This is a genomic window from Sorangium sp. So ce302 (genome assembly GCF_051530145.1).
GTDB classification, from domain to species: domain Bacteria; phylum Myxococcota_A; class Polyangia; order Polyangiales; family Polyangiaceae; genus Sorangium; species Sorangium cellulosum_B.
The window spans coordinates 2,997,236-3,022,767 of record NZ_CP150326.1; the positions used below are offsets into that span (position 1 = coordinate 2,997,236).

Sequence of the window (25,532 nt, forward strand, 5' to 3'; positions counted from 1 at the left end):
CACCAGCGCGCTCGCCGGTTCGACGCGTCGGTCGCGTGGAGCGCCCGGACGCCCGCGGCGACGCGGACCTCGCCGTCGATCATGCGCGAGAGCTCGTCCGCGAGCGTCTCCGCCTCGGGGCCGGCCGGCGCGCTCCGTCAGCCCCGGTGCGGGATCCAGCTCTCGATCATGTCGCGGTACGCCTGGCGGATGACCCCGCGCCCGCCCGGGTCGCCCCGGAGCAGCGCCGACGTGAGCATCGTGGCCTGCTTCAGGGTGATGTGCGGCGGCAGCGGCGGGACCTCCGGGTCGGTGATCGCCTCCACCACCACCGGCCGGTCGACCCGGAAGGCCTCGTCCCACGTGCGCGCGACCTGGTCCGGGCGATCGATCCGCACGCCGCGCAGCCCGAGCGCCTCGGCGTAGGCCGCGTACGGGAAGTCCGGCAGCGTCTGGGACGCCTCGAGCTTGGGATCGCCGCTCATGGCGCGCAGCTCCCAGGTGACCAGGTTCAGGTCGCGGTTGTTGAGCACCAGCACGACGAGGCGCGGGTCCTTCCACTCGCGCCAGTACTTCGCGACGGTGATGAGCGTGTTGATGCCGTTCATCTGCATCGCGCCGTCGCCGACCATCGCCACGACCGGGCGGTCGGGGAAGGCGAACTTCGCCGCGACCGCGTACGGCATCGCGGGCCCCATCGTCGCCAGCGTCCCCGAGAGCGAGGCCATCATCCCCGCCCGGATCTTGATGTCGCGCGCGTACCAGTTCGCCGACGAGCCGGAGTCGGCGGTCAGGATGCAGCCGTCGGGCAGCCGCGGCGAGAGCTCCCAGTAGACGCGCTGCGGGTTCAGCGGATCGGCGTCGTTCATCGCCCGCGCCTCGAGCACCTTCCACCAGTCGGCGACGCTCTCCTCGAGCTTGCGCCGCCACGACCGGTCCGTCTTGAGCTTGAGGTAGGGGATGAGCGCCCGCAGCGTCTCGGCGCTGTCGCCGATCAGGTTGACCTCCATCGGGTAGCGCAGGCCGAGCATCCGGCCGTCGATGTCGATCTGGACGCCGCGCGCCTTGCCCTCCTCCGGCAGGAACTCCGGGTAGGGGAAGTTCGAGCCGACCATGAAGAGCGTGTCGCAGTTGGCCATCATCTCCCAGCTCGGCTTGGTGCCGAGCAGGCCGATCGCGCCGGTCACCCAGGGCAGGTCGTCGGGGAGCGCCGCCTTGCCGAGCAGCGCCTTCGCGACGCCGCACCCGAGGATCTCGGCGGCGCGCACGATCTCCGGCGCGGCCCCGAGCGCGCCCTGGCCGATCAGCATCGCGACCCGCTTGCCGGCGTTCAGCACGTCGGCCGCGCGCCGCAGGTCCTCCTCCTTCGGCACCACGCGCGGCGAGGCGTAGCCGATGCCGGAGTGCACGGTGCCGTGCGCGTGCGGGGGCTGCTCGACGGCGTCGAGCTCTTGGACGTCCTTCGGGACGATGACGCACGTCACGGTGCGCTCCGCCCTGGCGATGCGCATCGCGCGGTCGATGAGGTGGCGGATCTGCATGGGAGAGGACGCCATCTGCACGTACTCGTGCGCGACGTCCTTGAAGAGCGTCAGGAGATCGACCTCCTGCTGGTAGTGCCCGCCGAGCGCGGCGCGGTCCTGCTGGCCGACGATGGCCACGACCGGCTGGTGGTCGAGCTTCGCGTCGTAGAGCCCGTTCAGGAGGTGGATGGCGCCGGGCCCCGAGGTCGCCAGGCACACGCCGACCTCGCCGGTGAACTTCGCGTGGGCGCACGCCATGAACGCGGCCATCTCCTCGTGCCGCACCTGGATGAACCGGAGGTCCGGAACGCGGTGGAACGCCCCGACGATCCCGTTGATGCCGTCGCCTGGATAGGCATAGACGCGCCGGACACCCCACGCGACGAGGCGCCTCAGCAGGAACTCGCCGACGGTCTGGGCCATGATTTCCCCCAGTCCGAGCTCGTACGTGAGCTCGACCCTGCGCGCCGTGCGACAAACGTGCCGCCTCGCGGCGCCGCGCGCTGCGTGCCGCGGCTGCGCGTGCGAGCGTGCGCTATGCGCGCGGGCGCAGGCAGGCAGGGCGGCGCTTCGCTCACGTGAGGAGGCGCCGCCATGGGCTCGCGCGCCGCGCGGCGACGCCGCGCGCGCCGAACCCGATCAGGGCCGCCGCGCACAGCGCGAGGGCGCCGAGCGACCCGCGATGGAGGTCGAGCCAGAGCTCCAGGCTCGAGGGCTTCGCGCGCCGGTCGAACGGGCCGTGGGCGCCGAAATCGCCCGGCACAGGCGCCCACAGGTTGTCGACGCGATCGGGATCGGCGGGCTCGTCGGTCAGCTGCCGCGTGTACCCGACCCGGGCGAGCCATCGATCGAGCAGCCCGGGGATCACGCGGTTCCCCCAGATCGCCTTGACCGTCGGGAAGCCGACCGTGACGTCGCGGCGGTCGTGGCGCGCGGCCCAGTAGAGCGCGTCGGCGGCCACCTCGGGCTGAAAGATCGGCGGGACCGGCTGTGGCTTCCGGGGGAGGCGCGACTTCGACCAGAGGAACTGCGGCGTGTTCATCGCCGGCAGGTGCACCATGCTCACGCGCACGCGGCTCCTGTCGTGGATCAGCTCGCTGCGCAGCGACTCGGTGAAGCCCACGATCGCGTGCTTGGACGCGCAGTAGGCCGACTGGAGCGGGATGCTCCGGTGAGCGAGCGCGGAGCTCGCCTGAACGATCGTGCCGTGATCGCGGGGGAGCATCCGCGCGAGCGCCGCGAGCGTCCCGTGCACATATCCGAGGTAGTTGACCTTCGTGACGCGCTCGTACTCCTCCGCTCGCGTCTCCTTCACGGGCGAGAAGACCGACGTCATCGCGACGTTGATCCAGGCGTCGATCGGGCCGAAGCGCTCCTCGACCGCTCGGGCCGCGGCCTCGACCTGCGCGAAATCGGCGACGTCGGTCGGCAGGACGAGCGCGCTCGCCCCGGCGTCCTCTGCCTCGCGCCGCGCCCCCTCGAGCCCGTCGAGCCCGCGCGCGACGAGCCCGATGCGAGCGCCTTCGCGCGCGAACCGCCTCACCGTCGCGCGCCCCACGCCCGCCGACGCCCCCGTGATCACCACGACCTCTGGCCGCCCGGCACCGTCCATTCCCATCGTGCACCCACCTCGCCCGCGGCGTCAGGCAACGTGAATGCCACCCGGCGCGGCGCATCGGCGCGAGCTCACGGGCCGCAGAGCTCGAGGTTCGGCGGCGGCGGCGCCGGGTACGCGTCGGTCGCCGTCTTCGCGAACTGGCACGCGAGATCGTCCGGCTGACACCCTGCCTGGGAGATGCACGCGCCGCTCTCGTCCGTCCCCTGACACAGGCACTCCTCATCTCCCGGGTCGCAGATCTCCACGAGCTCCATCATCCCTTCGTCCTCGTGGTTCAGCTTGTGGCAGTGCGCCACGAACTGGCCTGTGAACTTCCTGGGGTTCATGATCACGTCGCGCGGCCCGTCCTCGACCTGGACCCACATCGTGTCTCGCCAGTGGGCGAAGTTGGGCTCCTTGTTCGATTTGTTGGGGCACACAAGGAACGGGTTGATGTGGATATGGAACGGGTGCCCGTCGAACGCGCGGATCTCCCACCGCTCCGGGCTCCCGACGGTCATGACCCGATCGCTCCGGTAGCCGCGGGCGCGCCGCTCGTCGAACTTGCGGCAGCTGATGTTCGGATCCGGGCAGATGCACACCGGCGCGTCCGGATCGACCTCGTGCGGGTGCTCTCCCGGGTCACAGGACATGAGCGCCACATCGCTGCTGAGATCGGGCGGCTGGCTCCCCGGCGTGGGCACGAGGAGCACCACCTTCTGGTGCACGGCCTCGACCGAATCGCAGCTCACCTCCATCTCTTCGCCGTCGACCGTGCCGGTCCACGAGGTGGGCGGCGCGAGCGCGGCCACGTCCGCCTCCGCGGGCAGGTTCACCTCGGTCGGCTCGCCCGCGCTCGGATCCACGTCGACGATCGCGATCACGCTCCCCAGGAGATCGTTCGGCCGTCGCCCGACGAGGCAGAGCGTCTGCTTGCCTTCAGGCATCTTCACCATCACGTCGGCGCGGTACCCGGGGGAGACCCACACCGTGTCGCTCCTGTAGAGCTGCGGCAGCGTCAGCCCGTCGCGCGCGATCTGCGTCGTCTCGATGGGCGCCTTGTCGAAATCGGAGCACGAGGCGTCCTTCGCGGCGTGGAGCTTCATCCCCATCTCGTCCGGGCTGCCCGCGTAGACCATGCGCCAGCGCTCCACCTGCCCGGGCGGCGTCGTGAGCCGCGGCCTGAGCTTGCCGTTGATCAGCGTGGCCCGGAGCGACTCGACCGCGAGGAAGTCGGTCACCGACAGGTTGTCCTCGGTGCAGGCCTCTCCCTCCTTCAAGGGCACCGTGTTCGCGTGATCGATGGGCACCTGCGTCATGACCATCACCCGCTCTCTGGCCCTGGCGATGCCGGGCAGCTCGTCGAGCGCGCCCTCGATGAGGAGCGCCCCGGCGGCCCCATCCATGACCTGGATGGCCGTGGAGCCATGGATGTGAGGGTGGTACCAGTCGGTGCCCTCGTGGTGGATCCCGTCCTCGTCCAGGTCCCAGCGGTACCGGGCGCTCTCGCCCGGCCCCACCTCGTGCAGCACGTGGTCGCCGAAATACCTCCCCTCGGGCGCGCAGCCGTCCCCCTCGCACGGGTCCGCGGGATCGTCCGTCGCGAAGTTGGGCTGCACGTGCAGGCCGTGGCCGTGCAAGTTCGTCAGGTTGAAGTCGTGGCACGACCTGTTGCCATGGCCCATCATGCTCGCGATCTCGCGGAAGTCGCTCTTCGTGAAGTCGTTGTGCAGGTTCACGTGGACCTTGCGATCCTCGCCCTTCGGAATGCGGATCGTCGGGCCGCTCGTCATTCCGTTGTACGCACGGAGACAGAACCGCCGCCCGTCGATCTCGACCTCGCTCGGGCCGAAACGCAGCTCGTACGCTCCATCCGCGCCCGGCTGGAGCTCGGGGGGGTCCTCGTACGTGGACGTCGTCTGCGGCGTCGTGCTCGTCGTGCTCGTCTCCTCGCCTCCGCCGCAGCCTGCGGGCGCCGCGAGGGAGAGGGCCAGCGCCGCGAGCGAGCCTGTGCGCGTGAGCGCGTGCGAATCGTCTCGTGCCATCGACTTGTCTCCTCCTTTCGCGACACTATCGAGCGGCGCCGCATGTGGATGGCCGAAGACGGTCACCCCTGGCTAGAATGCGGACAGTGGCAGGGTGTATGGATCTCGAAGAGCTTCGCGCCTTCCTCGCCGTGGTCGAGGCCGGCTCCTTCCTTGGCGCGGCGCGCGCGCTCGGCTCGTCGCGCACGACGCTGCGGCGTCAGGTCGCGTCGCTGGAGGCGCGCGCCGGCGTCCTCCTGCTCGAGAGCGTGCGGAACGGCGTCGTGCCGACCGAGGCCGGGCAGGTGCTCGCCCGGAAGGGGCGCGGCATGGTGCAGGAGGCCGCCGCGCTCCTGGCCTCGATCCGGGAGGTGGGCGACGCGCCCTCGGGCACCCTGCGGGTCATCCTGCCCGTGGGGCTGCCGCCGCACATGATGACGCCGCTCTTCGCCGCCGTTCGCAGCGCGTATCCGAGGCTCCACGTCCACTGCCGCTTCAGCAACGATCCGCTGGGGGAGGCGCTCACGGACATCGACATCGCTGTCCACTTCGGCGAGGACGCGCCGAGCGGACACTGGATATCTCACGTCGTCCTGCGCGTCCGCGAGTGGCTCATCGCCAGCCGCGCGTACCTGGAGCGGCGCGGCACGCCGCAGACGATCGACGATCTGAAGCACCATGAGCTGTTCGCGTGGCAGGCCCCGGGCGAGGACGCGCGCACCTGGCGGACATGGCGGGGCGCGCCCTTCACCGTGGAGCCGGCCCTCATCGCGACGGACATCCACTTCATCCGGCACTGCTGCATCTCCGGCCTGGGCATCGGCCTCGTCCCCGACGCGCTCGTGCCCGACCCGGACGTGGGGCCGGACGCGCTCGTGCCGGTCCTGCCCGACGTGGTCGGGCAGGAGCGGCCCGTGCGGCTCAGCGTCCCGGGGGCGCTGTCGGAGATACCGAAGATCAAGGTGTTCATCCAGCACGTGCGCGCGTCGCTCGGGAAGCTGTAGCGCCATGGCGAGACACCACCGGAAGATCGCGATCTCGTGCGCGGCCGCTGCGATGGCGGTGACCGGCTTTGCGGGAACGGCGCGCGCGCAGATCGCTGACGCGGTCTACGAGGACGTGAGGGACGTCATCGAGGATCTGATCCAGCGGGAGGTCGCCGAGGCGGTCGCCCCCAACCTGGTATGCCAGACGGCGCGCCTGGCGAGCGCGGATCACCACCTGCGAGAATACGCAGGGATCGTCGACAAGCTCGAAGACGCGGCGGCGGGCCCGGAGAAGGACGCGCTCGAGAAGCGGCGCGACGAGCTAAGGCCCATTCTGAGGAGGGGGTTCCCGATCCTCACCTATTTCCCTCTCACGCTCCAGCGGGTCTTCCGGCGGCAGTTCAGCGCGATCCGGACGAGCGTCACGGACGAGGTCGCGGGCTTCGCGGGGCACATGGTCTATGTCGGGCTGACGTCGAACGAGGGCCAGATAAGAAAGCCGCAGGGTACACAGAGCATCGAGCTCCTGCACAAGTTCGCGAGCGCCGACGACGCTCGCGCCGAGCGCGCGGCGGCCAGCAAGCTGACGTGGACCAAGCTCGACCCGCGGTCGTTGAACACCTGTGTCTCCGTGCTCAAGGAGGATCTCGCGTCGGGCGTCACCGACGCAGGCGCGCCGTCGCCGCTCGAGAAGGACTGCGGCGCGAGCGCAGCGTCAGGGACCAGCTACGCCTGTGAGCTCGCGTTCGCCGTTCGCGCGATTCTCCAGAGGAAAGACGCCCTGGCGGAGGAGCACTTCATCAGGGCAGCCGCCGTCGTGGTCGGGGCGACCGCCGCGAAGGCCCTCGAGGTGACGGACGACGCCGTGAGGAGAAGACTCCTGGACGAGGCGGTCCTGGTCACGAGAGACGTCCTGCGCGGCGGCAAGAAGCTCGACGAGATCATCCCTGTCCTCTTGTCCGTCGCGCCGGGCGCCGCCGAGGCAGACGCAGCCGCTCGTGCCCGGGAGCTGCGCTCGAGGTTGAGCAACCTCGAGCGCCTCCGGGTCCAGTGGAACATCGGCACGCGGGGCGGCGCGAACAACCTCGATCTCGTGAGCTTCGTGAACGTCATCGGCGCCGCCGGCGGCGCGCTCCGCGATCTCTGTGACAAGGACCTGATCGGCCAGATCTGCGCCCAGATCGAGCGACAGTCCTCGGCGCTGACGAAGATCGGCGACCTCCAGGCGGACCTCTGGCCGGCGATCCGGCTCGCCAGCCAGGGCGAGTACGGGGAGGCCGCGAGCCGCGCGATCAGGACGTTCTTCTCCTCGCGGCCCGGAGGCGAGGGGGATCAGGTCGAGATCTACCGGCGCTTCGCCGAGGCGGTCATCGTCTACGTCCTCGCGACGGTCGACGACAAGATTCCTTCGGACGCCGACCGGGCCGCGTTCCGGGAGGCGTCCGTCGAGGTGCTCCGGGAGCTGGGCACGGGGGGCGGCATGGATCGCCCGTGGGGTCACGCCTTCTACAGGCCCGACATGGCGCTGCGCGTGTCGTGGAGCCCGAGCTACATCGACGGCGAGGGCGGATCACCGAGGATCGTGCCGTCGGCGAACACCCTCAACCTGCGCGGCGTCGTGCGTTATACGGATGCCTATTATTTCGCCCTCCAACCCTCCTTCATCGACCTCCTCGCCCCGCTGAGCGAGCTCGCGCTCCGGCGCTCGGAGGCGGTCGAGTACGAGGATTCGGGCCGTGTCCTCCTGAACGCGGTGACCCCTCGGATCGAGGCGATGGTCGGCGTGCCTGCCCTCTCGAAGCACCTCGTCGTCTCCGGCGGCGCTTCCCTGCGCCTTTCGGCGCCCTTCAAGAAGAAGGATCAGGAGGGGTGCGACGGCACCTGCTATCGCTACAAGTTCCTCTGGAACAAGAAGGACGATGTCGTCTCGGACCCGGCTGGGCTCGGGTTCATCGAGTTCGGATTCGCGGTCAAGTACCTGCTCTGAAGCATCTTCTCGAATTTGTTCGGGAAAATTCACAGGGAGACGAGGAGACGAGGAGTAAAATCCCAGCTCTCCCCGCCTCCCCGTCTCCCTGTTCAATTTTCTGCTGAAGATGCATGGGGCGCAGGCGAACTGGAACTGTATACTTGACAGTTGTAGTGTATCGATGTAGGATGCTCCTCGTGATGACGTACAAGCTCGACGAGCTCGCGGGCGAGGCGGGGGTGGCGCCGCGCACGGTGCGGTACTACGTGCAGCGCGGCCTCCTTCCGGCGCCGGAGTTCCGCGGGAAGGACACCTCCTACGGGCGAGAGCACCTCGCGCGGCTCCGCGCCATCAAGGTCCTCCAGCAGGCGCACTTGCCGCTCGAGGAGATCCAGGCGCGCCTCGCGGGCGCGGGCCTCGACGAGATCGAGCGCATCGCCGCGGGGGCGCCGCCGCGCGCTCTGGAGGCGCGCTGCGCCGGGCCGGAGGAGGCCGCCGCGGCGCCGCCCCTCGACGCCGGCGCGCCGCGCGGCGCGCGCTGGGAGCGGGTCGAGATCGCCGACGGGGTGGAGCTCCACGTGCGGACCGACGCCCCGGAGCCCTCGCGGCGCATCGCCCTCGATATCGAGTCTCGTTACACAACCCTTGCCCCGAAAGGCTCGCGATGAACCCCTCCCACGATCCTTCGCACCCGTCGCCGATGTCGTGTCTTCGCACCTCCGAGGGCCACCCGGTCCCGCTGCTCGGCGTCTCCCTCTCGGGCGAGGTCCTCGGCGGCGCGGCGCGGCTCGTCGTGCGGCAGCGCTACCGGAACGAGGAGCGCCGGCCGATCGAGGCGATCTACACCTTCCCGCTCCCGGGCGAGGCGAGCATCGCCGGGTTCGCCATGGAGTGCGCCGGCCGCAGGCTCGAGGGGGAGGTCAAGGAGCGCGAAGAGGCGTTCCAGGCCTACGACGAGGCCATCGCCACCGGCCACGGCGCGGCGCTGCTCGAAGAGGAGCGGCGCAACGTGTTCACGGCGAGCGTCGGCAACCTCCTGCCGGGGGAGGAGACGGTCGTCGAGGTCACGTTCGTGCAGGCGCTCACGGCCGACGAGGGGGCGCTGCGGCTCATGATCCCGACCCTCGTCGCGCCCCGCTACATCCCCGGCGCGATCGGGGGCGACCGGACCGCGCACGGCGTCCAGGAGCCCACGGGCGACGTGCCCGATGCCGACCGCATCTCCCCCGAGATCGCGCGGGTCGACTACGGGATCACCGTGGATATCGTCTTCGATCTCGGGCGCGACGTCGCGATCGAGAGCCCCTCGCACGCGCTCTCGGTGCGCCGCGAAGAGGGGTATCGCCAGCGGGTCTCGCTCCGGAACGACAAGGCCGCGCTCGATCGGGACATCGTGCTGCTCGCGGCGGGCGCGCCGGGCGTGCAGGCAGGCGTTGTGTGCGACAGGACCAAAGGCCAGGAGGGGACCTTCGCCCTCACCGTGGTGCCGGACCTCTTCGACACGCATGCACACGCGAAGCGGGCGTCCTCCCGGCGCGACGTCGTGTTCGTCGTCGACGTGTCGGGATCGATGCAGGGCGAGTCGCTCGACCAGGCGAAGCGCGCGCTCCGGCTGTGCCTCCGCCACCTCGCCGAGGGGGATCGGCTCGGCGTGATCGCGTTCTCCAGCGATTTCCGGGCGCTCGATCCGTCGCTCGCCCCGTTCACGCAGGCGACCCTGAAGGCCGCGGACGCGTTCGTCGAGGGCCTGCGCGCGGACGGCGGGACGGAGATGCTGAATCCGCTGCTCGCGGCCGTGGGCATGCTCGGCGACGCGGAGCGAGACCGCGTGGTCGTGCTGCTGACGGACGGTCAGGTGGGCAACGAGGCGCAGATCGTCGATCATGTCGTGCAGCGGGGCAAGGGGGTGCGGATCTACGCGTTCGGCATCGGCACGAACGTGAGCGATGTGCTGGTGAGCGATCTCGCGCGCCGGACGGAGGGCGCAGCGGAGTTCATCCATCCGGGCGAGCGCATCGACGAGAAGGTCACGGCCCAGTTCGCGCGGGCGACGGCGGTCCGGGTCACCGGGCTGGAGGCGCGCTTCGAGGGGATCGACGTCGGCGAGCTCGCGCCGGCCGAGCGCCCCGCGCTCGTCGACGGCGAGCCGTGGGTGCTCTACGGCCGCTACGGTCAGCCGGGGATGGGGCGGCTCTCGCTCCGCGGGATCCTGCGCGGGGAGCGCTTCCTCGTCGAGGTGCCGGTCGAGCTCGCGGCGGAGGCGTCGCGGCCCGGCCTCGAGGCGCTGTGGGCGGGCGCGCGGGTGCGGGAGCTCGAGGAGTCGGAGCGGGGGCTCTCCGGCAAGCGCGCCGAGGCGATGCGAAAGCGCATCGTGGACCTCGCGGTCCGGCACCGGGTGGCGTCGAAGCACGCGTCGTTCGTGGTGATCGAGCGGCGGACGGGCGACCGGCGCGCCCACGGGCAACCCGAGGCGCGGCCCGTGCCGGTGAGCGCGCCGGCGGGGTGGGGGATGTCGAGCCGCCGCGGCCCGGCGGCGTCCGGGCCCGTGATCGACGCGATGATGGTGATGGCGATGGACGGGCGCCGCCCCAGGACGGGCGGCCCGGGCGGCCCCGTCGTCATGAGATCCAGGGCCTCCGCGCCTGCTCCCATGGCGGCCGCCGCCCCGCCCAGGTCGGCGCCCGCCACGGGCGGTCTGCTGGCGCGCGCCAAGCAGCTCTTCCAGCCGAGCGAAGGGGCCGCGGCCGCGCGCGGCTCGGCCGACCGGGCGGCGGGCGCCGTCGCGCCCCCGGCCGCCGCCGCGCCGGGCGGCCCCGCGTCGCCGCACCACGTGCCCCCGCCGGCCCCGGCCGTCGCGCCGGCGCCGAGCGCTGCTCCTGGAGGCCCGTCCCAGGGGGACGGCCTCGGGCGCCTCTTCGAGGAGCAGCTCGCGTCCGGGCTCTGGGAGCGCGGCGACTCGACCGATCTCGGCCGGCTCTCCAGCACGGCCCTGTGCCTCGCGGCGTGCCACGACCAGGGCGTCGACTCGGCCCACCCCATCTACGGCGCCCAGGTCGCCAAGGCGGTCGAGGCGCTCTGCGCGCTGGCCGTGTCGCTCCTCCAGCGCGGAGGCGCCGACGGGGAGGTGGCCGCGGCGCTCGCGGCGGCCTACCTCGTCGCGAGCGGCCGGCGGCTGCGGGCGCAGGTCCGCGACGCCGTGGCGGCCGCCGCGCCGGAGGCGGTGCGCGCGCTGCTGGGCGAGCTCGGCGATGCCGAGGCGCTCAGGCTGAGGGTCGAGGAGCTGCACGGCGCATGACAGGCTCGCCGCGGCCGGATGGCCGCGGCAGCCCTCGCGCCGCGTTCACGGATACGTATCGTCCCCGCCCTTCGTGCCGGCTCCCGGGCGCGCCGCGCCAGCCGGGGCCGCGCCAGCCGGGGCCGCACCAGCCGGTGCAGCCGGGGCCGCGCCAGCCGGGGCCGCGCCAGCCGGGGCCGCGCCAGCCGGGGCCGCGCCAGCCGGTGCAGCCGGTGCTGCGCCAGCCGGTGCTGCGCCAGCCGGTGCCGCGCCAGCCGGGCGAGCGGGGCCCTCCGGGAGCTGGGCTGTCCCCTCGATCACGATCTCCACGCGTGGCTCGGGCGGTTGCGCCGCGGCGCCGCCGCCCGCGTCGGCAGGCGGCAGATCGGCGAAGCTCGCCAGGCTGAGCCGCGCGAGGGGCACGCCGGCCTCCTTGGGCTGCGCCAGGAAGAGCAGCACGGCGCGCGCCTGGGCGACCGTCACGTCCCAGCCGTTGCGCCACGCCACGCCAGGCGTGCCGCTCGCCGTGTGGCCGACGACCTGGTAGCCGAGGCCCTTGAGCGGCTCGTTGCTGCGGATGATCGCGGCGATGTCCCTCAGCACCTTCTCCCCCGCCGGGGAGAGCGCGTCGCGGTTCCCCTTGAACAGGACCCGGCTCGGGATCGAGATGACCACGCGGCCGTCGCGCGGCGCGACCGTGACGTCTCCGGCGGCGACCGGCAGGAACGCCCTGAGGACGTCGCTGTCGCGCTCCGACGCCGGTCGGGCCCCGGCCGGCTCGCCGCGCGGCGTCGCGCCCAGCCCGACGTCGAGGCCCGAGATCGGATCGTTCGCCCAGTGTGGATCGGCCGCGGCGCCGCCGCGCGGGCCCTGCTCTTCCAGCTGGCGGACGCGCGCCTGGCTGGCCACGAGCTCGCGCTGGAGGCGCTCGGACCGGTCGAGCTGAGCTTGCCATTCGAACTCGGTGTAGCCGCACCCGGCGAGGAGCGCAGACGCGACCAGCGCGGCCAGGCCGCGCCCGGCGAAAGCGGGCCGGACAGCGCGGGGAGGGGGGACCTCGGCGCGCCCCTTCGCGCTCACCTCTGCGACACCCGAAACAGGCAATTGCACTTGGCAGGCTCCTTCTCGCCGGATCATCCGGATCCATCCTCCTCGCGCCGGGGCGCTGAGCGGGCGGGAGCCTATCCGAGCGGCCGTGATCCCACAAGGCGCGGGCGGCGCTCATTCCACGTTCGGGCCACGTTCGGGCCGGGGCGCGCGCCCCGGCCTCGAAGACCTCGGCAGGGGACCGGGCTGAGGGACCGGTCCGCTCCGGGATCGATCCGCCTGTGCGCGGTCCCGCGCTCGCTCGCCATGCGGGTGAGCTCGCCTACGACAGGCGCTCCTGGCCGGCGCCGTTCGGCAGCGAGGTCTGGTGCATTTTCCTGCGGTGCTCGAGCTCGGCAGAGATGAGCCGCACGAGCTCCGTCGAGAGGACGATCGCCTCCCGAGGACCATATCCATGCTTGCTCAGCTCCCGCGCGACCGACTTGGCCAGGATCTTCATCGCCGAGTCGATCTCTCCCGGCGTCTTTGATGTCGATGTCGAGAAGAGGCTCGCGGTCATCCGGGTGTCGGCGCCTCGCCCCTGGCCGTCCTCGGGCGTCCGGTGCAGCGCCGGCTCGCGCTCCGGAGGCGCCGCGCTCCGGAGCGATGGCCTATCGATCGCGTGGCTTTCGTGGTTTTCGGCCGATGCGGGCGTCGTCGTGCTCGTCGTGCTGTCCGTATGCAGCGATGTCATGTTGTGCGCGCTCACGGTGGATCCCCGTCGTCGTTTAACGGTTTTCTCGCCTTCGTCCTTCGTTCCCGCGCGAGAGGTGCTGTTCATCTCGAGCCCATGCCGCTCGTCGCCGCGGCAGGCATCGGTGGATTTACGTCGCGAGGCGAAGTTGACGGTAAAAGCAGGAATGGCACCTGCCGGGGCAGTGTGGAGGCGGACCACAACGGCCCCTGACCCCACGATAGCAGGGCTCCGATGAAGGGCATCACTTCATCGGTCGTTCGCGCGCGAACACCCATGTTCGCGCGCGCCGCCGGCGATGCGCCGAGGGGCGCTCGCGCGAGACTGCGACTCTGAACGTGCGCCAATGCTCCGCCCGCAGGGCGCGCCGTCCGCGGTGCGCTGCGAGCGCGAGAGGTGGCTTGCCCCGGGCAGACCCGGTTGCGTCTGGCGCGCTCGCAGCGCGGGACGCGGGGCGCCGCCGCCCGCGCTGCGCTCCGCCGGGGAGCGCGGACGCACGTGTGCACGGATGAGGAACAATCGACGTTGAGCACGGATGGCGAGTCGGGTGTTCGCTGATTGCACACGGCTTGTTAGGAATCGCACGCTTTTCGTTGACGATGTGTGATTCCTGCGGTACTCGATAGAATCGTTGGCGGCCCGACGCTGCGGCGCCATGGGCGTCCGGAGGGAATTCCGGGCTTTGTAGAGCCGGGGGCGCGGTAGATCGACGCGACGTCCTTGCTTCCGTGTGCCGCTCCATGGCGCCGTTCGCCGCGGCTCGGCCGACGCCGGACGTTCCGAGTTCATCATGTGTAGGGGGGAAGTATGGCCACACTGTGCAGGCCGGAGGTCGCGGTTCCGGAGTTCATCGTCACGCGGGAAGAAACGCTGAAGTTGGCGGAGCGGCTGCACGCGAGAAACCCGCAGCTGAAGCTCGTACTGCGGCTCATCAACGGCACCGGGGTGCAGAAGCGCCACATCGTTCAGCCTCTGGAGCAGGCGCTCGCTCACCCTGGTTTCGAGATCAGAAATAGAATTTACGAACGGGAGGCCAAGCGACGGGTGCCGCCGGTGATACGGCAGGCGCTGGAGAACGCCGAGCTCACGGCGCGGGACATCGACGCCATCATCTTCGTCTCGTGCACCGGCTTCATGATGCCGTCTATGACGGCCTATCTGATCAACGCCATGGGCTTCCGGCACGACACGCGCCAGATACCCATGGCGCAGCTCGGCTGCGCGGCCGGGGCGGCGGCCATCAGCCGCGCGCACGACTTCTGCGCTGCGCACATGAAGGCCAACGTGCTCATCGTGGCCTGCGAGTTCTGCTCCCTCTGCTACCAGCCGACGGACGATGACGTCGGATCGCTCCTGTCCGACGGCCTCTTCGGGGACGCGGTGGGCGCGGTCGTCGTCCGGGGCAGCGGAGGCACAGGCATCCGGCTGGAGCGGAACGAGGCTTATCTCATCCCGGACACCGAGGAGTGGATCTCGTACGCCGTCAAGGACACCGGGTTTCACTTCCGGCTCGACAAGCGGGTCCCCGGGACTATGAAGCCCCTCGCCCCCGTGATGCGCCGGCTCGTCTCGAGCCACGGCTGGGACGTGGGCAACCTCGACTTCTACATCGTCCACGCGGGCGGTCCGCGCATCCTCAACGATCTGTGCAGGTACCTGGAGGTGCCCCAGGAGGCGTTCCGGTACAGCAGGGCCACGCTGACGGAGTACGGCAACATCGCGAGCGCGGTGGTGCTCGACTCTCTAGGACGCCTGTTCGCGGACAGGCCGATGCCCGACGGCGCGCGCGGCGTGATCGCGGGGTTCGGCCCGGGGATCACGGCGGAGATGGCCGTCGGCTCCTGGGTGAACGATCACGGCGAGAGCAGGGGCGGAGCGCGTTCGTCCTCCGCCGCGTGACAGCGGCCCTGTCGCTCCTGCCATATAAATCGTGTGAGAAGAGGAAGGGAAGGCTGATGACCAACGCATCGCTCAAGACGCCGTCTCTGAGGTTCACGCTCGGCGGCGACCGTCCCGTCTGCCGCATGGGTTATGGCGCCATGTACCTGACCGGGCCGGGCTACTGGGGGCCGCCGGCCGACCCGGACGCGGCCGTCCGGCTCCTGCGGCGCGCCGTCGACCTCGGGGTCAACTTCATCGACACCGCCGACGCCTACGGCCCGGACACGAACGAGCAGATCATCCGCCGCGCCCTCCATCCGTACCCGGCGGGGCTCGTGATCACCACCAAGGGCGGGCTGCTGCGCTCCGGACCGGAGGACTGGACCGTCCAGGGGCGCCCGTACATCGTCCCGTGCGGGCGTCCGGCGTACCTCCGCCAGCAGGTGGAGATGAGCCTGCGAAACCTCGGGCTCGAGCGCATCGAGCTCTATCAGCTCCACCGCATCGACCCGGCCGTACCGCTGGCCGATCAGCTCGGCGAGCTCGCGCGGCTCCGGGAGCAGGGCAAGATCCACCATATCGGCCTCTCCGGGCAGCCCGAGGTCACCGTGGAGCAGCTCACCAAGGCGCGCGAGATCACCGAGATCGCCGCCGTGGAGAACCTGTACAACGTCGCGGACCGCTCCGGGGAGAAGGCCCTGCGGTACGCCGAGCAGCACGGCATGGCGTTCATTCCGTGGTTCCCCATGGGACACGGCGACCTCGCCAAGCCCGGCAGCGTCCTCTCCGGGCTCGCCAAGGAGCGCGGCGCGACGCCCGCCCAGCTGGCCCTCGCCTGGCTGCTGCACAGGTCGCCGTCCATCCTCGCCATCCCCGGCACCTCGTCCATCAAGCACCTGGAAGAGAACTGTCGCGCGGCGGACATGAAGCTCGACGAGAGCGAGCTGGCCGCCATCGAGGACGCCGCTGCTGCAGCGAAGACGTGGCGTCCATCGGCGTCGGAATCGGGGTCCGCCCAGACGAAGGAGATGCCATGAGCACCCAGCTGCAAACCAGCGCCGCCCATCCGAACGTCCAGAAGCTGCGCACCCTCTACGCCGATCTGTCGCGCATCGGGGAGTTCGTCGCCGACGACATGGTCCTGCACACCGCGCACCGGGAGCTCTGCCGCGACAGGGCCGCCGGCCGCGTCGTCGGCAAGGCAGCCGCCGCCACCCACGAGCGCGAGCTGATCCGCATGACCGGCGGCACCCTGCTCATGGACGTGCAGCACATCTTCGCCAACGATCACTTCGGCGCCGCGTTCGGCGTGCTGCGCGCCCACCTCGGCGGCGCGAGCCTGGCGATGCCGTTCTGCGGGGTCTGGCGCTTCCGCGGGGGCCTGATCACGGAGCACTGGGAGAACGCGTACGACGTGGCCTCCGTGATGGCGTTCCTCGGCGACGAGAGCGGCGCCCCGCCCGCCTGAGGCGCCGAGGGGCCGCGCAGGGCGTCAGCGGGGGTGCGTGGCGAGGCGCGGGCCACGCCGCGAGGGCCTCGCCCCACCCTTTGTCGTTCCCGCCATCCTCCCGGATCTGCTACTGCTGCGCGCCGCGCCGGTGCCCTCCCGGGCACGGCGAGCTCCCCCGGGGAGCGCGCTCGCCGCACGTCAGCCATGGCTCAAGGTTACCTCTTCCTCATCATCGCCCTCGTCTTCAACGCGACAGCGAACATCCTGATGAAGCTGGCGTCGCGGCGCGTCACCTCGATGGAGGGGTTATCCCTCGTCGAGAAGGGCCTCGCGCTCGTCAAGAACTACCACCTCGTGCTGGGGCTCGTGCTCTTCGCGTCGAACATCCTGTTCTACGTCCTGGCGCTCAAGCGCATCAACCTGTCGATCGCCTATCCGATCATGTCGTCGGGCGGCTTTCTGCTCATCTCGGTCTTCTCCGTCTACTTCCTGCACGAGACGCTGACGGCGCTTCAGATCGGCGGCATCGTCCTGATCGCGGCGGGGATCGCGCTGCTCGCGTACAACATCACCTAGGCCTGCGGCCGGCCTCCGCGGCGCGACGTCGGACCCCCGGACCGGCCTGCCGGTCCGCCCGCCCTCGGCGTGGGGCCGTGGTACGGTGGCGCGCGCCTCGCGCCCGAACGCCCTCACCCCGGAGACCGCCGCCATGCGCAGCCGAACGCTCCCGCGTGCCTTGCTCGCCGTGCTCCTCGCGACGCCCCTCGCGACCACTGCGTGCCACGGCGCGCGCAAGGACGCCGCGCACCCCTCGCCCGACCGGGCCGGCGCCGCCTGCGGGCGCGGCGATCCGATGACGCGGACCGAGCTCTTCTTCGGCCTGGACCGGTTCGAGCTACCCCCCGTGACGCCGGCGGAGTGGCAGCAGTTCGTCGACACGGCGGTCACCCCGCGCTTCAAGGACGGGCTGACCCAGTTCGATGTCGACGGCCAGTACCTCGCGACGACGGGGAAGCTGATCCGCGAGGACAGCCGGCTGATCATGCTCCTCCACGACGGCGGCCAGGTCGCCTCGGACGCCATCGACGCGATCCGCAAGGAATACAAGGTTCGCTTCAACCAGGAATCCGTGCTGCGTATCGACGAGCCCGTCTGCGTCGGCTTCTGACGCCTGGAACCGCCGCTGAAGGGCGAGCTCCGCCCGCCGCGGGGACAGCGCATGTCCCGCGCGTGTCTGTTCGGAACACCGCCTGTTCTCTCGGCTCGGCGGGCCCCTGATCGCGAAGATTCTTGACCCGAGGGGGGCTGGGAGACAGAGTTTTATTACAACTGCCAGGCTTCGGTCGGCGCATGGCCGCGCATTGCATTGCGCGCATCCGTCGGCGTGCTCGTGCCTGGCGTTCATACAAAAAAAGCGTTCGACGCGAGCGCTCCTGCTCGGCTCCACCCGGAGCAAGGAGATCCCCGTGCTGATGAGGCTTCCCTGGCGGTCCGGATGGGCCATGACGATGGTGGCTGTCCTTGGGTGCTCCGGCTCCGAAGGGCCTCCTCCGGAGGAGGAGAGCGTCCTGGAGAGCCAGGATGAGGTGCGCTACGACTTCCATGCACCCGCGTCTGGAAGGACGGTGTTCGCGGACGTCGTGGCCATCGATCAGATGTTCGTCTACGATCGCCTCGGCGCGTTCAACCCTGGGGGCATGGTGTACGCGCTCCGCCGGGACGTGGTGGCCGCCGATCCGTCGAAGCCCATCGGTCCTGGCAACGCGACGCTGCGGCCGGGCAAGCGCCCGAGGCCCCTCGTCCTGCGGGTCAACGCCGGCGACAGGCTCTCCATCTCGTTCACCAACTGGCTCACGCCCGCGACCGGCGCGCTGCCGAGCACCTCCGCGTCGACCCGTGACGCCTCGATCCAGGTGGTCGGGCTCCAGATCCGGAACATCGACGCGCTCGCGGGCGACGTCGGGAACAACGAGAGCTCGCTGGCCGCGCCGGGCGAGACGCGCAAGTACGAGCTCTTCGCCGGCCGCGAGGGCACGTTCCTCATGCACAGCGGCGGCGCCATGGTCGGCTCGGAGCCCGGGCCGGGGCGGCGGATCTCCCAGACGCTGTACGGCGCCGTCACCGTCGAGCCGCCGGGCGCGGTCGCCTACCGCTCGCAGGTGACGGCCGCCGAGCTCTCGGCCGCCTCCCAGAACCCCTCGAACCCGGACGGCACGCCGCGCATCGACTACAACGCGGTCGACGCGTCCGGTCGGCCGATCCTGAAGATGATCGACGACGCCGGCGAGATCGTGCACGGCGACGTCAACGCCATCATCGCGGGCTTCGACGAGACGGAGGTCGGCTCCCCCGCCTCCGAGGACATGGGCTATTTCCGCGAGTTCACGGTGCTCTTCCACGACATCCTGAGCGTCGTACAGCCCATCGCGGAGTACCAGGCGGACCCGCGCTACAACGGCGTGCGCACCGGCTTCGGCATCAACTACGGCGCCGCCAGCCTGGGCAGCGCCGTCTTCGCCAACAAGCGGAGGATCGGCCCGAGCAAGCGCTGCGAGGAGTGCAAGTTCGAGGAGTTCTTCCTGAGCTCGTGGGTCAACGGGGATCCGGCGCTGAACATCGACCGGGACGACGCCGGCAACGCGACAGAGGCCCTCTATCCGGACGACCCCTCGAACGTATCCCACGGTTACCTCGGGGATCCCGTCCGCGTCAGGAACCTCCACGCCGGCCCCAGCGAGACGCACGTCTTCCACCTCCACGGCCACCAGTGGCTGCGGTCGCCGGGCAACGAGAAGAGCGCGTACATCGACTCGCAGACCATCGGCCCGAGGGCCGCCTACACGTATGACATCACCTATGGCGGAGGCGGCAACCGCAACCTCTCCGTGGGAGACGCCATCTACCACTGCCACCTGTATGCCCATTTCGCGCAGGGCATGTGGGGGCTCTGGCGCACACACGACGTCTTCGAGGCGGGCACGCCGGACCGCTCGCTCCCGGACGGCGAGCTCGCGGCGGGGACGCCCACGCCCGCGGTCGTGCCGATCCCCGGCGTCGCGCTGGCGCCGATGCCGACCTACGAGCGGACGTCGGTCAGGATGGCCGACGGGAAGACCGAGGAGCGCGACCCCATGCCGGGTTATCCGTTCTACGTCGCCGCGGTCGCGGGGCACCGGCCGTCGCAGCCGCCCCGCGACATGGAGCACGACGGCGGGCTCCCGCGCCACTACATCGCGAACGTCCCGCCGGGAGGCGCGGCGGCCGGCGGCCGCGGCCTCTTCGACGTGCAGCTCTCCAGGGCCGACGTGCAGCTCTTGCCGAAGGACGGCACCCCGTCGGAGGTGGCGGCCGCCAACTTCCACGCGGGCGCGTTCCCGGGCGCCGTGCGCGCGCCGGAGCGCTACGGCTTCCCCGTCAAGGGCTACCCCGCCTTCACGGCGGGCGGCAAGCCGGCGCTCTTCCTCGTGAACGGCCAGCCGCCGGCCGCGGGCGCCCCCTTCGCGGACCCGTGCCCGCCAGGCGCGCCGGTGCGCACCTACCGCGCGGCCTACGTCCAGACCAACGCCCCGGTGAACCGGGCCGGCTGGCACGACGCGCAGGCCCGCATGATCGTCCTCGAGAAGGACGTCGAGGCCACCCTCGACGGCACGAGGGCGCCGGAGCCGCTGTTCATCCGCGCGCAATCCGGCGAGTGCGTGGTGTTCCACGCGACGAACCTCATCCCGGCGGCGCTCGCGGCGGACGACTTCCAGATCTTCACGCCCACCGACGTCATCGGCCAGCACATCCACCTCGTGAAGTTCGACGTCACCTCCTCGGACGGCGGGGCGAACGGCTTCAACTACGAGGACGGGGCCCTCGCGATGGAGGAGGTGGTGGCGCGCATCCAGGCGGCCAACGCGCTCGGCGGGGCCCTCGCCGCCGGCGTCAGGAGCGGCGAGCCCGGGGCGCGCGTGCGGCTCGAGGACCCGACGCGCCACCCGCGCATGACGAGCCCGTCGCTCGGGGCGCAGACCACGATACAGCGCTGGTGGGCCGATTCGATCATGAGCGAGGCCGGCCAGGACCGCGCGCTGAGCACGGCCTTCACCCACGATCACTTCTCGGCCTCATCGCACCAGCACCACGGGCTCTACGGCGGCCTCGTCGTCGAGCCGGCCGGCTCGATCTGGCGCGATCCGGAGACCGGAGCGCTCTTCGGCGATCGCAGCGACGGCGGGCCGACGAGCTACCGCGCCGACATCCTGTTTCCCCCGGGAGACCACCGGAGCCCGTTCCGCGAGTTCAACCTGAGCATCGCCGATTACGGCCCCGTCTACGACGAGTGCGGCCGGCCGGTGAACCCGTCGTCGCAGGCGCCGGCGCCGCTGCCGGTGGCCATCACCCATGGGCCCCCCACCCCCGACGCGATCTCGTGGCGTGACTCGGGCATCGGGCTCATCAATTACCGGAACGAGCCGATCCCGCTCCGGATCGCCGAGCGCAACTGCAGTACGCGCGCGGTCGTCCAGAAGAGCGGCGACGCCGGCGCCATGCACAACGTCTTCAGCTCGCGTGTCCACGGGGATCCCGCGACGCCGCTGCTCCGCGCGTACGAGGGCGATCGCACGCTGATCCGCCTCACCCAGGGCGCGCAGGCGGAGCAGCACGTGTTCACCGTGCACGGGAAGAAGTGGCTGAACGAGCCGACCGATCCCGACAGCGGCTACGCCAACGGGCAGGCCATCGGCGTCTCGGAGCAGGCGGATCTCGCGCTCGACGCGGCGCCCCTCTTCCGGAAGAACGCGGCGGGCGGCGCGGACTACCTCTATGCGGGCGCGCCGACGGACGATCTCTGGGAGGGGCGGTGGGGCATCCTGCGCGTCCACGGCGAGCGGCAGCCGGATCTCCTGCCGCTCTCGGGCGCGTCGCTGAGGAGGGGCAGGCGCCGGGAGGTCGAGGTGTGCCCGCCCGAGGCGCAGAAGAGGGCGTATGTCGTCCACGCGATCACCGCGAAGGGCAACCTGCCGGGCGATCGCCTCACGTACAACGCCACGTACGGGCTCAACGATCCCAACGCCATCCTGTTCGTCCTCGAGGAGGATCTTGCCGCCCTGCGCTCGGGCGCGCGCCCGCCCGAGCCGCTCGTCCTGCGCGCGGCGGCCGGCGAGTGCGTCGAGGTCACGCTCGTCAACGACCTGCCCGAGGATCCGCCGAAGTCGCCTCACTGGAACTACAACGCTCCCATCGTCGACGGGTTCAACGTCAACCAGGTGAAGCCGTCGAACCGCGTCTCGCTGCACCCGCAGCTCGTGGGGTATGACGTGACGGCGAGCGACGGCGCGAACGTGGGCCAGAACCCCGATCAGACGGTCGAGCGCGGGAAGCAGCGGACGTACACCTGGTATGCCGGCGACATCTCCGTGACGGCGCGGGGCGACGTCCGCTGGCAGCCCATCGAGCTCGGCGCCGTGAATCTCAAGGACATGGCGGACGTGGTGAACCACCCGATGCATGGCGGGATCGGCGCGCTGATCGTCGAGCCGGAGGGCGCCGTCTGGTACCCGAGCCGGGACTCCCGCGCGGCCGCCCAGGTGAAGCACCGGGACGAGAACGGCTCCGAGATCTGGTTCCGCGAGTTCGTGCTCCTCTACCAGGACGAGGTGCCCTTGCAGTCGGATCAGGCGGCTTTCCGCTGCCTCAACCCGGCCCTTGGCTGCGGCGCCACCCTCGCGAACGTCGCTGGCCCTCCCGATCCCGACTTCACTGGCCACAAGGCGTTCAACTACCGCGCCGAGCCCATCTGGGCGCGGCTCGGCGTGGGGCCGGACGCGCCTCTCGGCGTCCGCCCGGGCCTCGACGTCAGCGGCGTCTTCAGCTCGGCGGGGCGCGGCGATCCGGCGACGCCGATCTTCACGGCGGGGCGCTATGACCGCGTGCGCTTCCGGGTGCTGCAGGCCTCGGGGCACCGGCGCCAGCACTCGTTCGGGCTCTCGAACACGGAGTGGGCGTACAACCCGTGGGCGCAAGGCTCGGGATCCCGGTACCAGGGCCGGAACAGCAAGAGCTTCGCCGTGAGCGCGCACGGCGGCATCGGCCCCATGACCGCGTGGACGGTGACTCCCTACTTCAGGTCGGGCGGCATGTTCGAGGTCCCCGGCGATCGCCTCTACATGGACCAGTCGAACGCCATGCTCACCGGCGGGCTCTGGGGCATCTGGCGGGTCACGCCGTGAGCGGGAGGAGGGGCCTGTGATGCGACGGATCTCGATGGACGGCGCCTCGATGGGCGCGCGCGGACTCTGGCTCTCGCTGGCCTGGCTCAGCGCCTCGACGGCGCTCGGCTGCGGCCGGAGAGAGGCGCTCCCTGCCTCGCAGGACCCGGGGGCCGAGCGGCCGGCGCAGCCGGCGCAGCTCGCGCCGCCGGCGCAGCCCGAGGAGCCGGCGGCTCCCCTGCAGGAGAGCCGGGTCGAGCGCGATGGGCTCTCCATCGCGTTCGCCCTGCGGCCGCTGGATCGCGGCCAGCAGGGCGGGGGGACCGGCCTCGGGGCGGGGCCGGCCGCGGCGGTGGCGGGCTCCGACGTCGTGGCCGAGTTCACCATCACCGACGCGTCCACGGGCGCGCCGGTCCGTGGCCTCACGCCGCTCGGCTGGATGTCGCGCCGCGCCGGGGCGGACGGCGCCGCCGCGGCGAGCTTCTCCGGCCGCGCGCCCGCGGCGAGCCTCGCCAGCGGCGCGCCCGCGGCGAGCCTCGCCAGCGGCGCGATCGACGCCGCGCCGGACGAGGCGGCGTGCCGGGGGAAGATCAAGAGCTTCATGGCGGGCCTCCTGTCCGTGCGCCCCGAGGTCGACATGAACGCCTACCTCCTCTGGACGCTGAACCAGGACAACTCCCTCTCGGCCATCAACCCGCAGGTCGCCCTCGCCAGGACGCAGCTCCGGAGCGTGGTCAGCCTCGCGGGCCGCGGCGTCTCGTTCGTCCTGCACCCCGACCGGGAGAGCCTCTACGTGACGCTCCGGGGCGGGCAGGGCCTCGCCGTTGTCGACACGCGGCGGGGGCTCGTCCGGACGAACGTCCCCGTCGGCCAGGATCCGTCGCGCGTCGTGGTCGCCCCCGACGGGCGCACGGTCTGGGTGGGCAACGACGGCGACGGGACGGTGAGCGTGATCGACGTCCGCTCGACGGACGTCCTGAAGACGCTCCCGGTGGGCCCGGGCCACCACGAGATCGCCTTTACCGGCGGCGGCCGCGCCGCGTGGATCACGAGCCAGCAGGGCGAATCGGTGGCCGTGGTGGACGGCGAGACGCTCGAGCCGCTCGGCGAGATCGCGGTGGGCGAGGGGGTCGTCGCCATCGCGGCGAGCGATGAAGCGGGCGTGGTCCACGCGGCGAACGCCGCGCGCGGCGAGGTCGTGATCCTCGACGTCGCGCGCCGCGCCGTCGCCGGGCGCGTCGCCCTGAAGCCCGGGCTCGGCGCGCTCCAGTTCGACCCGGGCGGGCGGTTCTCGTTCGCGCTGAACCCGTCCGCGAACGAGGTCGCCGTCCTCGACGGCGCGACGGGCGCGGTGGCGCACACGCTCACCGGGCTGGCCGCGCCGGACGCGGTCACCTTCACCGGGGCCTTCGCCTACATCCGCAACCGGGGCGCCGCGCGGGTCTCGCTCGTCGACCGGTCGGCCCTCGGCGGCCCGGCGGCCCCGCCCCTCGTCGACATCGCGGTCGGCCAGGGCCCGCCTCTCGCCGCCGCCGCGCGGACTGGGCCGGCCGCGCTCGCCACGCCCATCGCCCCCCTGCCCGAGGGCAACGGCGCCCTCGTCGCGAGCCCGGCCGACAGGGCGCTCTACGTCTACGTGGAGGGCATGATGGCCCCGATCGGCACCTTGCCGAGCTACGGCCGCGAGCCGCGATCGATCCTCGTCGAGGACAGGTCGCTCAAGGAGGTGCGTCCGGGCGTGTACGCGACCACGGTGCGCCTCGGCGAGGGGGGGCTCTACGACGTCGAGCTCCTCCTCGACCGCCCGCGGACGGGGGTGTGCCTCGAGGCCACCGTGGCGCCCGCGCGCTGCGCCCCGGGCGACGGCGAGGCCGACGCGTCCGGCTGCGGGGGCGACCCCGTGAAGGACATCGCGATCGCGCCGCTCTTCGAGCCCGACCTGCGGCTCGCGGCGGGCGAGCCAGCGACGCTGCGCTTCCGCGCGACCGCGGGCGAAGGGGGCCCTCCGCTCGACGCGCTCGACGCTGAGGACATCGAGGTGATGGTCGTCCGGTTCCCGGCCGGGTACCGCTTCCGCGGCGCGCCGCGGGCCGACGGGGACGGCACGTTCTCCGTCGCGTTCACGCCGCCCGCGCCGGGCCAGTACCGCTTCCTCGCCGCCGTCCCTGGGCGCGGGGCGCCTGTCGGCGCGCTCCCGTTCGTCCCGCTGCGGGTCTCCCCGCGCGGCGCTGGCGCGCAGGGCGGAGGTGCGCGATGAGGCCCGGGGCGGCCCTCGCCGCGGCGGCCCTCGCGCTCGCGATCTCCTCGGCCGCGCGCTTCACGCCCGCGGAGGGCAAGGCGCCGCGCGTGGAGCGGATGAAGATCGGCGGCGTCTCCCGGGAGGACGACGCCGCCGCGGCGCGGTACTTCACCAACACCGAGCTCGTCGACCAGCACGGCCGCGCGCACCGCTTCTACGACGGGCTGCTGCGGGGCCGGAAGGTGCTCATCAACTTCGCCTTCACCTCGTGCAAGGGCGTCTGCCCCACGATGACGGCGAACCTCGCGCGCGTGCAGGCGCTGCTGCGGGCGCGCGGGCAGGCGGTGACGATGCTGACGATCACGGTCGACCCGGAGAACGACACGCCGGCCGCGCTGAAGGAGTACGCCGCGAAGTTCAAGGCGGGCGAGGGCTGGTACTTCCTGACCGGCACGCCCGAGAACGTCGCCGCGGTGCTGAAGCGCCTCGGCGGCCAGGTGAAGCGCCCCGACGAGCACACGATGACGCTGCTCGTCGGCGACACGTCGACCGGCATGTGGCTGAAGGCGTTCGCCACCGAGGAGCCCGAGGCGCTCGCGCGCGCCGTCCAGCACCTCAACGACCCACGGTGAGGCC

17 protein-coding genes are annotated in these 25,532 nt (G+C 71.6%); 12 read left to right on the plus strand and 5 right to left on the minus strand.

What is annotated here, in order from left to right:
* Window positions 1-137 precede the first annotated feature (137 nt).
* The 3 genes from WME73_RS11690 to WME73_RS11700 all read right to left on the minus strand — a co-directional run bounded on the left by WME73_RS11690 (window position 138) and on the right by WME73_RS11700 (window position 5,144).
* The gene (locus tag WME73_RS11690; protein ID WP_437915730.1) at window positions 138-1,925 is read right to left on the minus strand and encodes a thiamine pyrophosphate-requiring protein; all 1,788 of its coding nucleotides are present in this window, start codon (window positions 1,923-1,925) and stop codon (window positions 138-140) included.
* 151 nt (window positions 1,926-2,076) lie between these two features.
* Window positions 2,077-3,114 carry an SDR family oxidoreductase gene (locus WME73_RS11695; protein ID WP_437917379.1) on the minus strand — a complete coding sequence of 346 codons (1,038 nt, stop codon included), beginning with the start codon at window positions 3,112-3,114 and terminating at the stop codon, window positions 2,077-2,079.
* Window positions 3,115-3,188: 74 nt separating this feature from the next.
* Window positions 3,189-5,144: a multicopper oxidase family protein gene (locus WME73_RS11700; RefSeq protein ID WP_437915731.1), complete on the minus strand. Its 1,956-nt coding sequence runs from the start codon at window positions 5,142-5,144 to the stop codon at window positions 3,189-3,191.
* 98 nt (window positions 5,145-5,242) lie between these two features.
* Here WME73_RS11700 and WME73_RS11705 point away from each other — a divergent pair, with 98 nt between their 5' ends.
* The 4 genes from WME73_RS11705 to WME73_RS11720 all read left to right on the plus strand — a co-directional run bounded on the left by WME73_RS11705 (window position 5,243) and on the right by WME73_RS11720 (window position 11,373).
* Window positions 5,243-6,127: a LysR family transcriptional regulator gene (locus WME73_RS11705; protein ID WP_437745543.1), complete on the plus strand. Its 885-nt coding sequence runs from the start codon at window positions 5,243-5,245 to the stop codon at window positions 6,125-6,127.
* Between the two features lie 4 nt (window positions 6,128-6,131).
* Window positions 6,132-8,096 (plus strand): hypothetical protein, encoded by a 1,965-nt coding sequence (locus WME73_RS11710; RefSeq protein WP_437915732.1) that lies wholly within the window; start codon window positions 6,132-6,134, stop codon window positions 8,094-8,096.
* 182 nt (window positions 8,097-8,278) lie between these two features.
* Complete coding sequence (locus tag WME73_RS11715) at window positions 8,279-8,746, plus strand: helix-turn-helix domain-containing protein (protein WP_437917380.1); 468 nt, start codon at window positions 8,279-8,281, stop codon at window positions 8,744-8,746.
* Window positions 8,743-11,373, plus strand: coding sequence for a VIT and vWA domain-containing protein (locus WME73_RS11720; protein ID WP_437915733.1), 2,631 nt, complete (start codon window positions 8,743-8,745; stop codon window positions 11,371-11,373). Before WME73_RS11715 ends, WME73_RS11720 begins: the two co-directional genes overlap by 4 nt.
* A gap of 45 nt (window positions 11,374-11,418) precedes the next feature.
* On the opposite strand, the gene WME73_RS11725 is transcribed toward WME73_RS11720, so the two are convergent.
* Window positions 11,419-12,462, minus strand: a complete 1,044-nt coding sequence (locus WME73_RS11725) for an OmpA/MotB family protein (protein WP_437915734.1) — start codon at window positions 12,460-12,462, stop codon at window positions 11,419-11,421.
* 259 nt (window positions 12,463-12,721) lie between these two features.
* A complete protein-coding gene (locus tag WME73_RS11730) occupies window positions 12,722-13,333 on the minus strand; it encodes a hypothetical protein (protein ID WP_437915735.1) in 612 nt (203 codons plus the stop codon).
* Between the two features lie 606 nt (window positions 13,334-13,939).
* On the opposite strand from WME73_RS11730, the gene WME73_RS11735 reads away from it, so the two are divergent.
* The 8 genes from WME73_RS11735 to WME73_RS11770 all read left to right on the plus strand — a co-directional run bounded on the left by WME73_RS11735 (window position 13,940) and on the right by WME73_RS11770 (window position 25,528).
* Window positions 13,940-15,031 (plus strand): type III polyketide synthase, encoded by a 1,092-nt coding sequence (locus WME73_RS11735; protein WP_437915736.1) that lies wholly within the window; start codon window positions 13,940-13,942, stop codon window positions 15,029-15,031.
* A gap of 56 nt (window positions 15,032-15,087) precedes the next feature.
* Window positions 15,088-16,050 (plus strand): aldo/keto reductase, encoded by a 963-nt coding sequence (locus WME73_RS11740; protein ID WP_437745549.1) that lies wholly within the window; start codon window positions 15,088-15,090, stop codon window positions 16,048-16,050.
* Window positions 16,047-16,481, plus strand: coding sequence for a nuclear transport factor 2 family protein (locus WME73_RS11745; RefSeq protein WP_437551918.1), 435 nt, complete (start codon window positions 16,047-16,049; stop codon window positions 16,479-16,481). The genes WME73_RS11740 and WME73_RS11745 overlap by 4 nt, the downstream gene beginning before the upstream one ends.
* Window positions 16,482-16,667: 186 nt before the next feature.
* Window positions 16,668-17,039, plus strand: a complete 372-nt coding sequence (locus WME73_RS11750; RefSeq protein WP_437745551.1) for a DMT family transporter — start codon at window positions 16,668-16,670, stop codon at window positions 17,037-17,039.
* Between the two features lie 133 nt (window positions 17,040-17,172).
* The gene (locus tag WME73_RS11755; RefSeq protein WP_437915737.1) at window positions 17,173-17,631 is read left to right on the plus strand and encodes a DUF3574 domain-containing protein; all 459 of its coding nucleotides are present in this window, start codon (window positions 17,173-17,175) and stop codon (window positions 17,629-17,631) included.
* Between the two features lie 334 nt (window positions 17,632-17,965).
* The gene (locus WME73_RS11760; RefSeq protein ID WP_437915738.1) at window positions 17,966-22,678 is read left to right on the plus strand and encodes a copper oxidase; all 4,713 of its coding nucleotides are present in this window, start codon (window positions 17,966-17,968) and stop codon (window positions 22,676-22,678) included.
* A gap of 19 nt (window positions 22,679-22,697) precedes the next feature.
* Complete coding sequence (locus tag WME73_RS11765) at window positions 22,698-24,914, plus strand: YncE family protein (RefSeq protein WP_437915739.1); 2,217 nt, start codon at window positions 22,698-22,700, stop codon at window positions 24,912-24,914.
* A complete protein-coding gene (locus tag WME73_RS11770; protein WP_437915740.1) occupies window positions 24,911-25,528 on the plus strand; it encodes an SCO family protein in 618 nt (205 codons plus the stop codon). The genes WME73_RS11765 and WME73_RS11770 overlap by 4 nt, the downstream gene beginning before the upstream one ends.
* The last annotated feature ends 4 nt before the right edge of the window (window positions 25,529-25,532 follow it).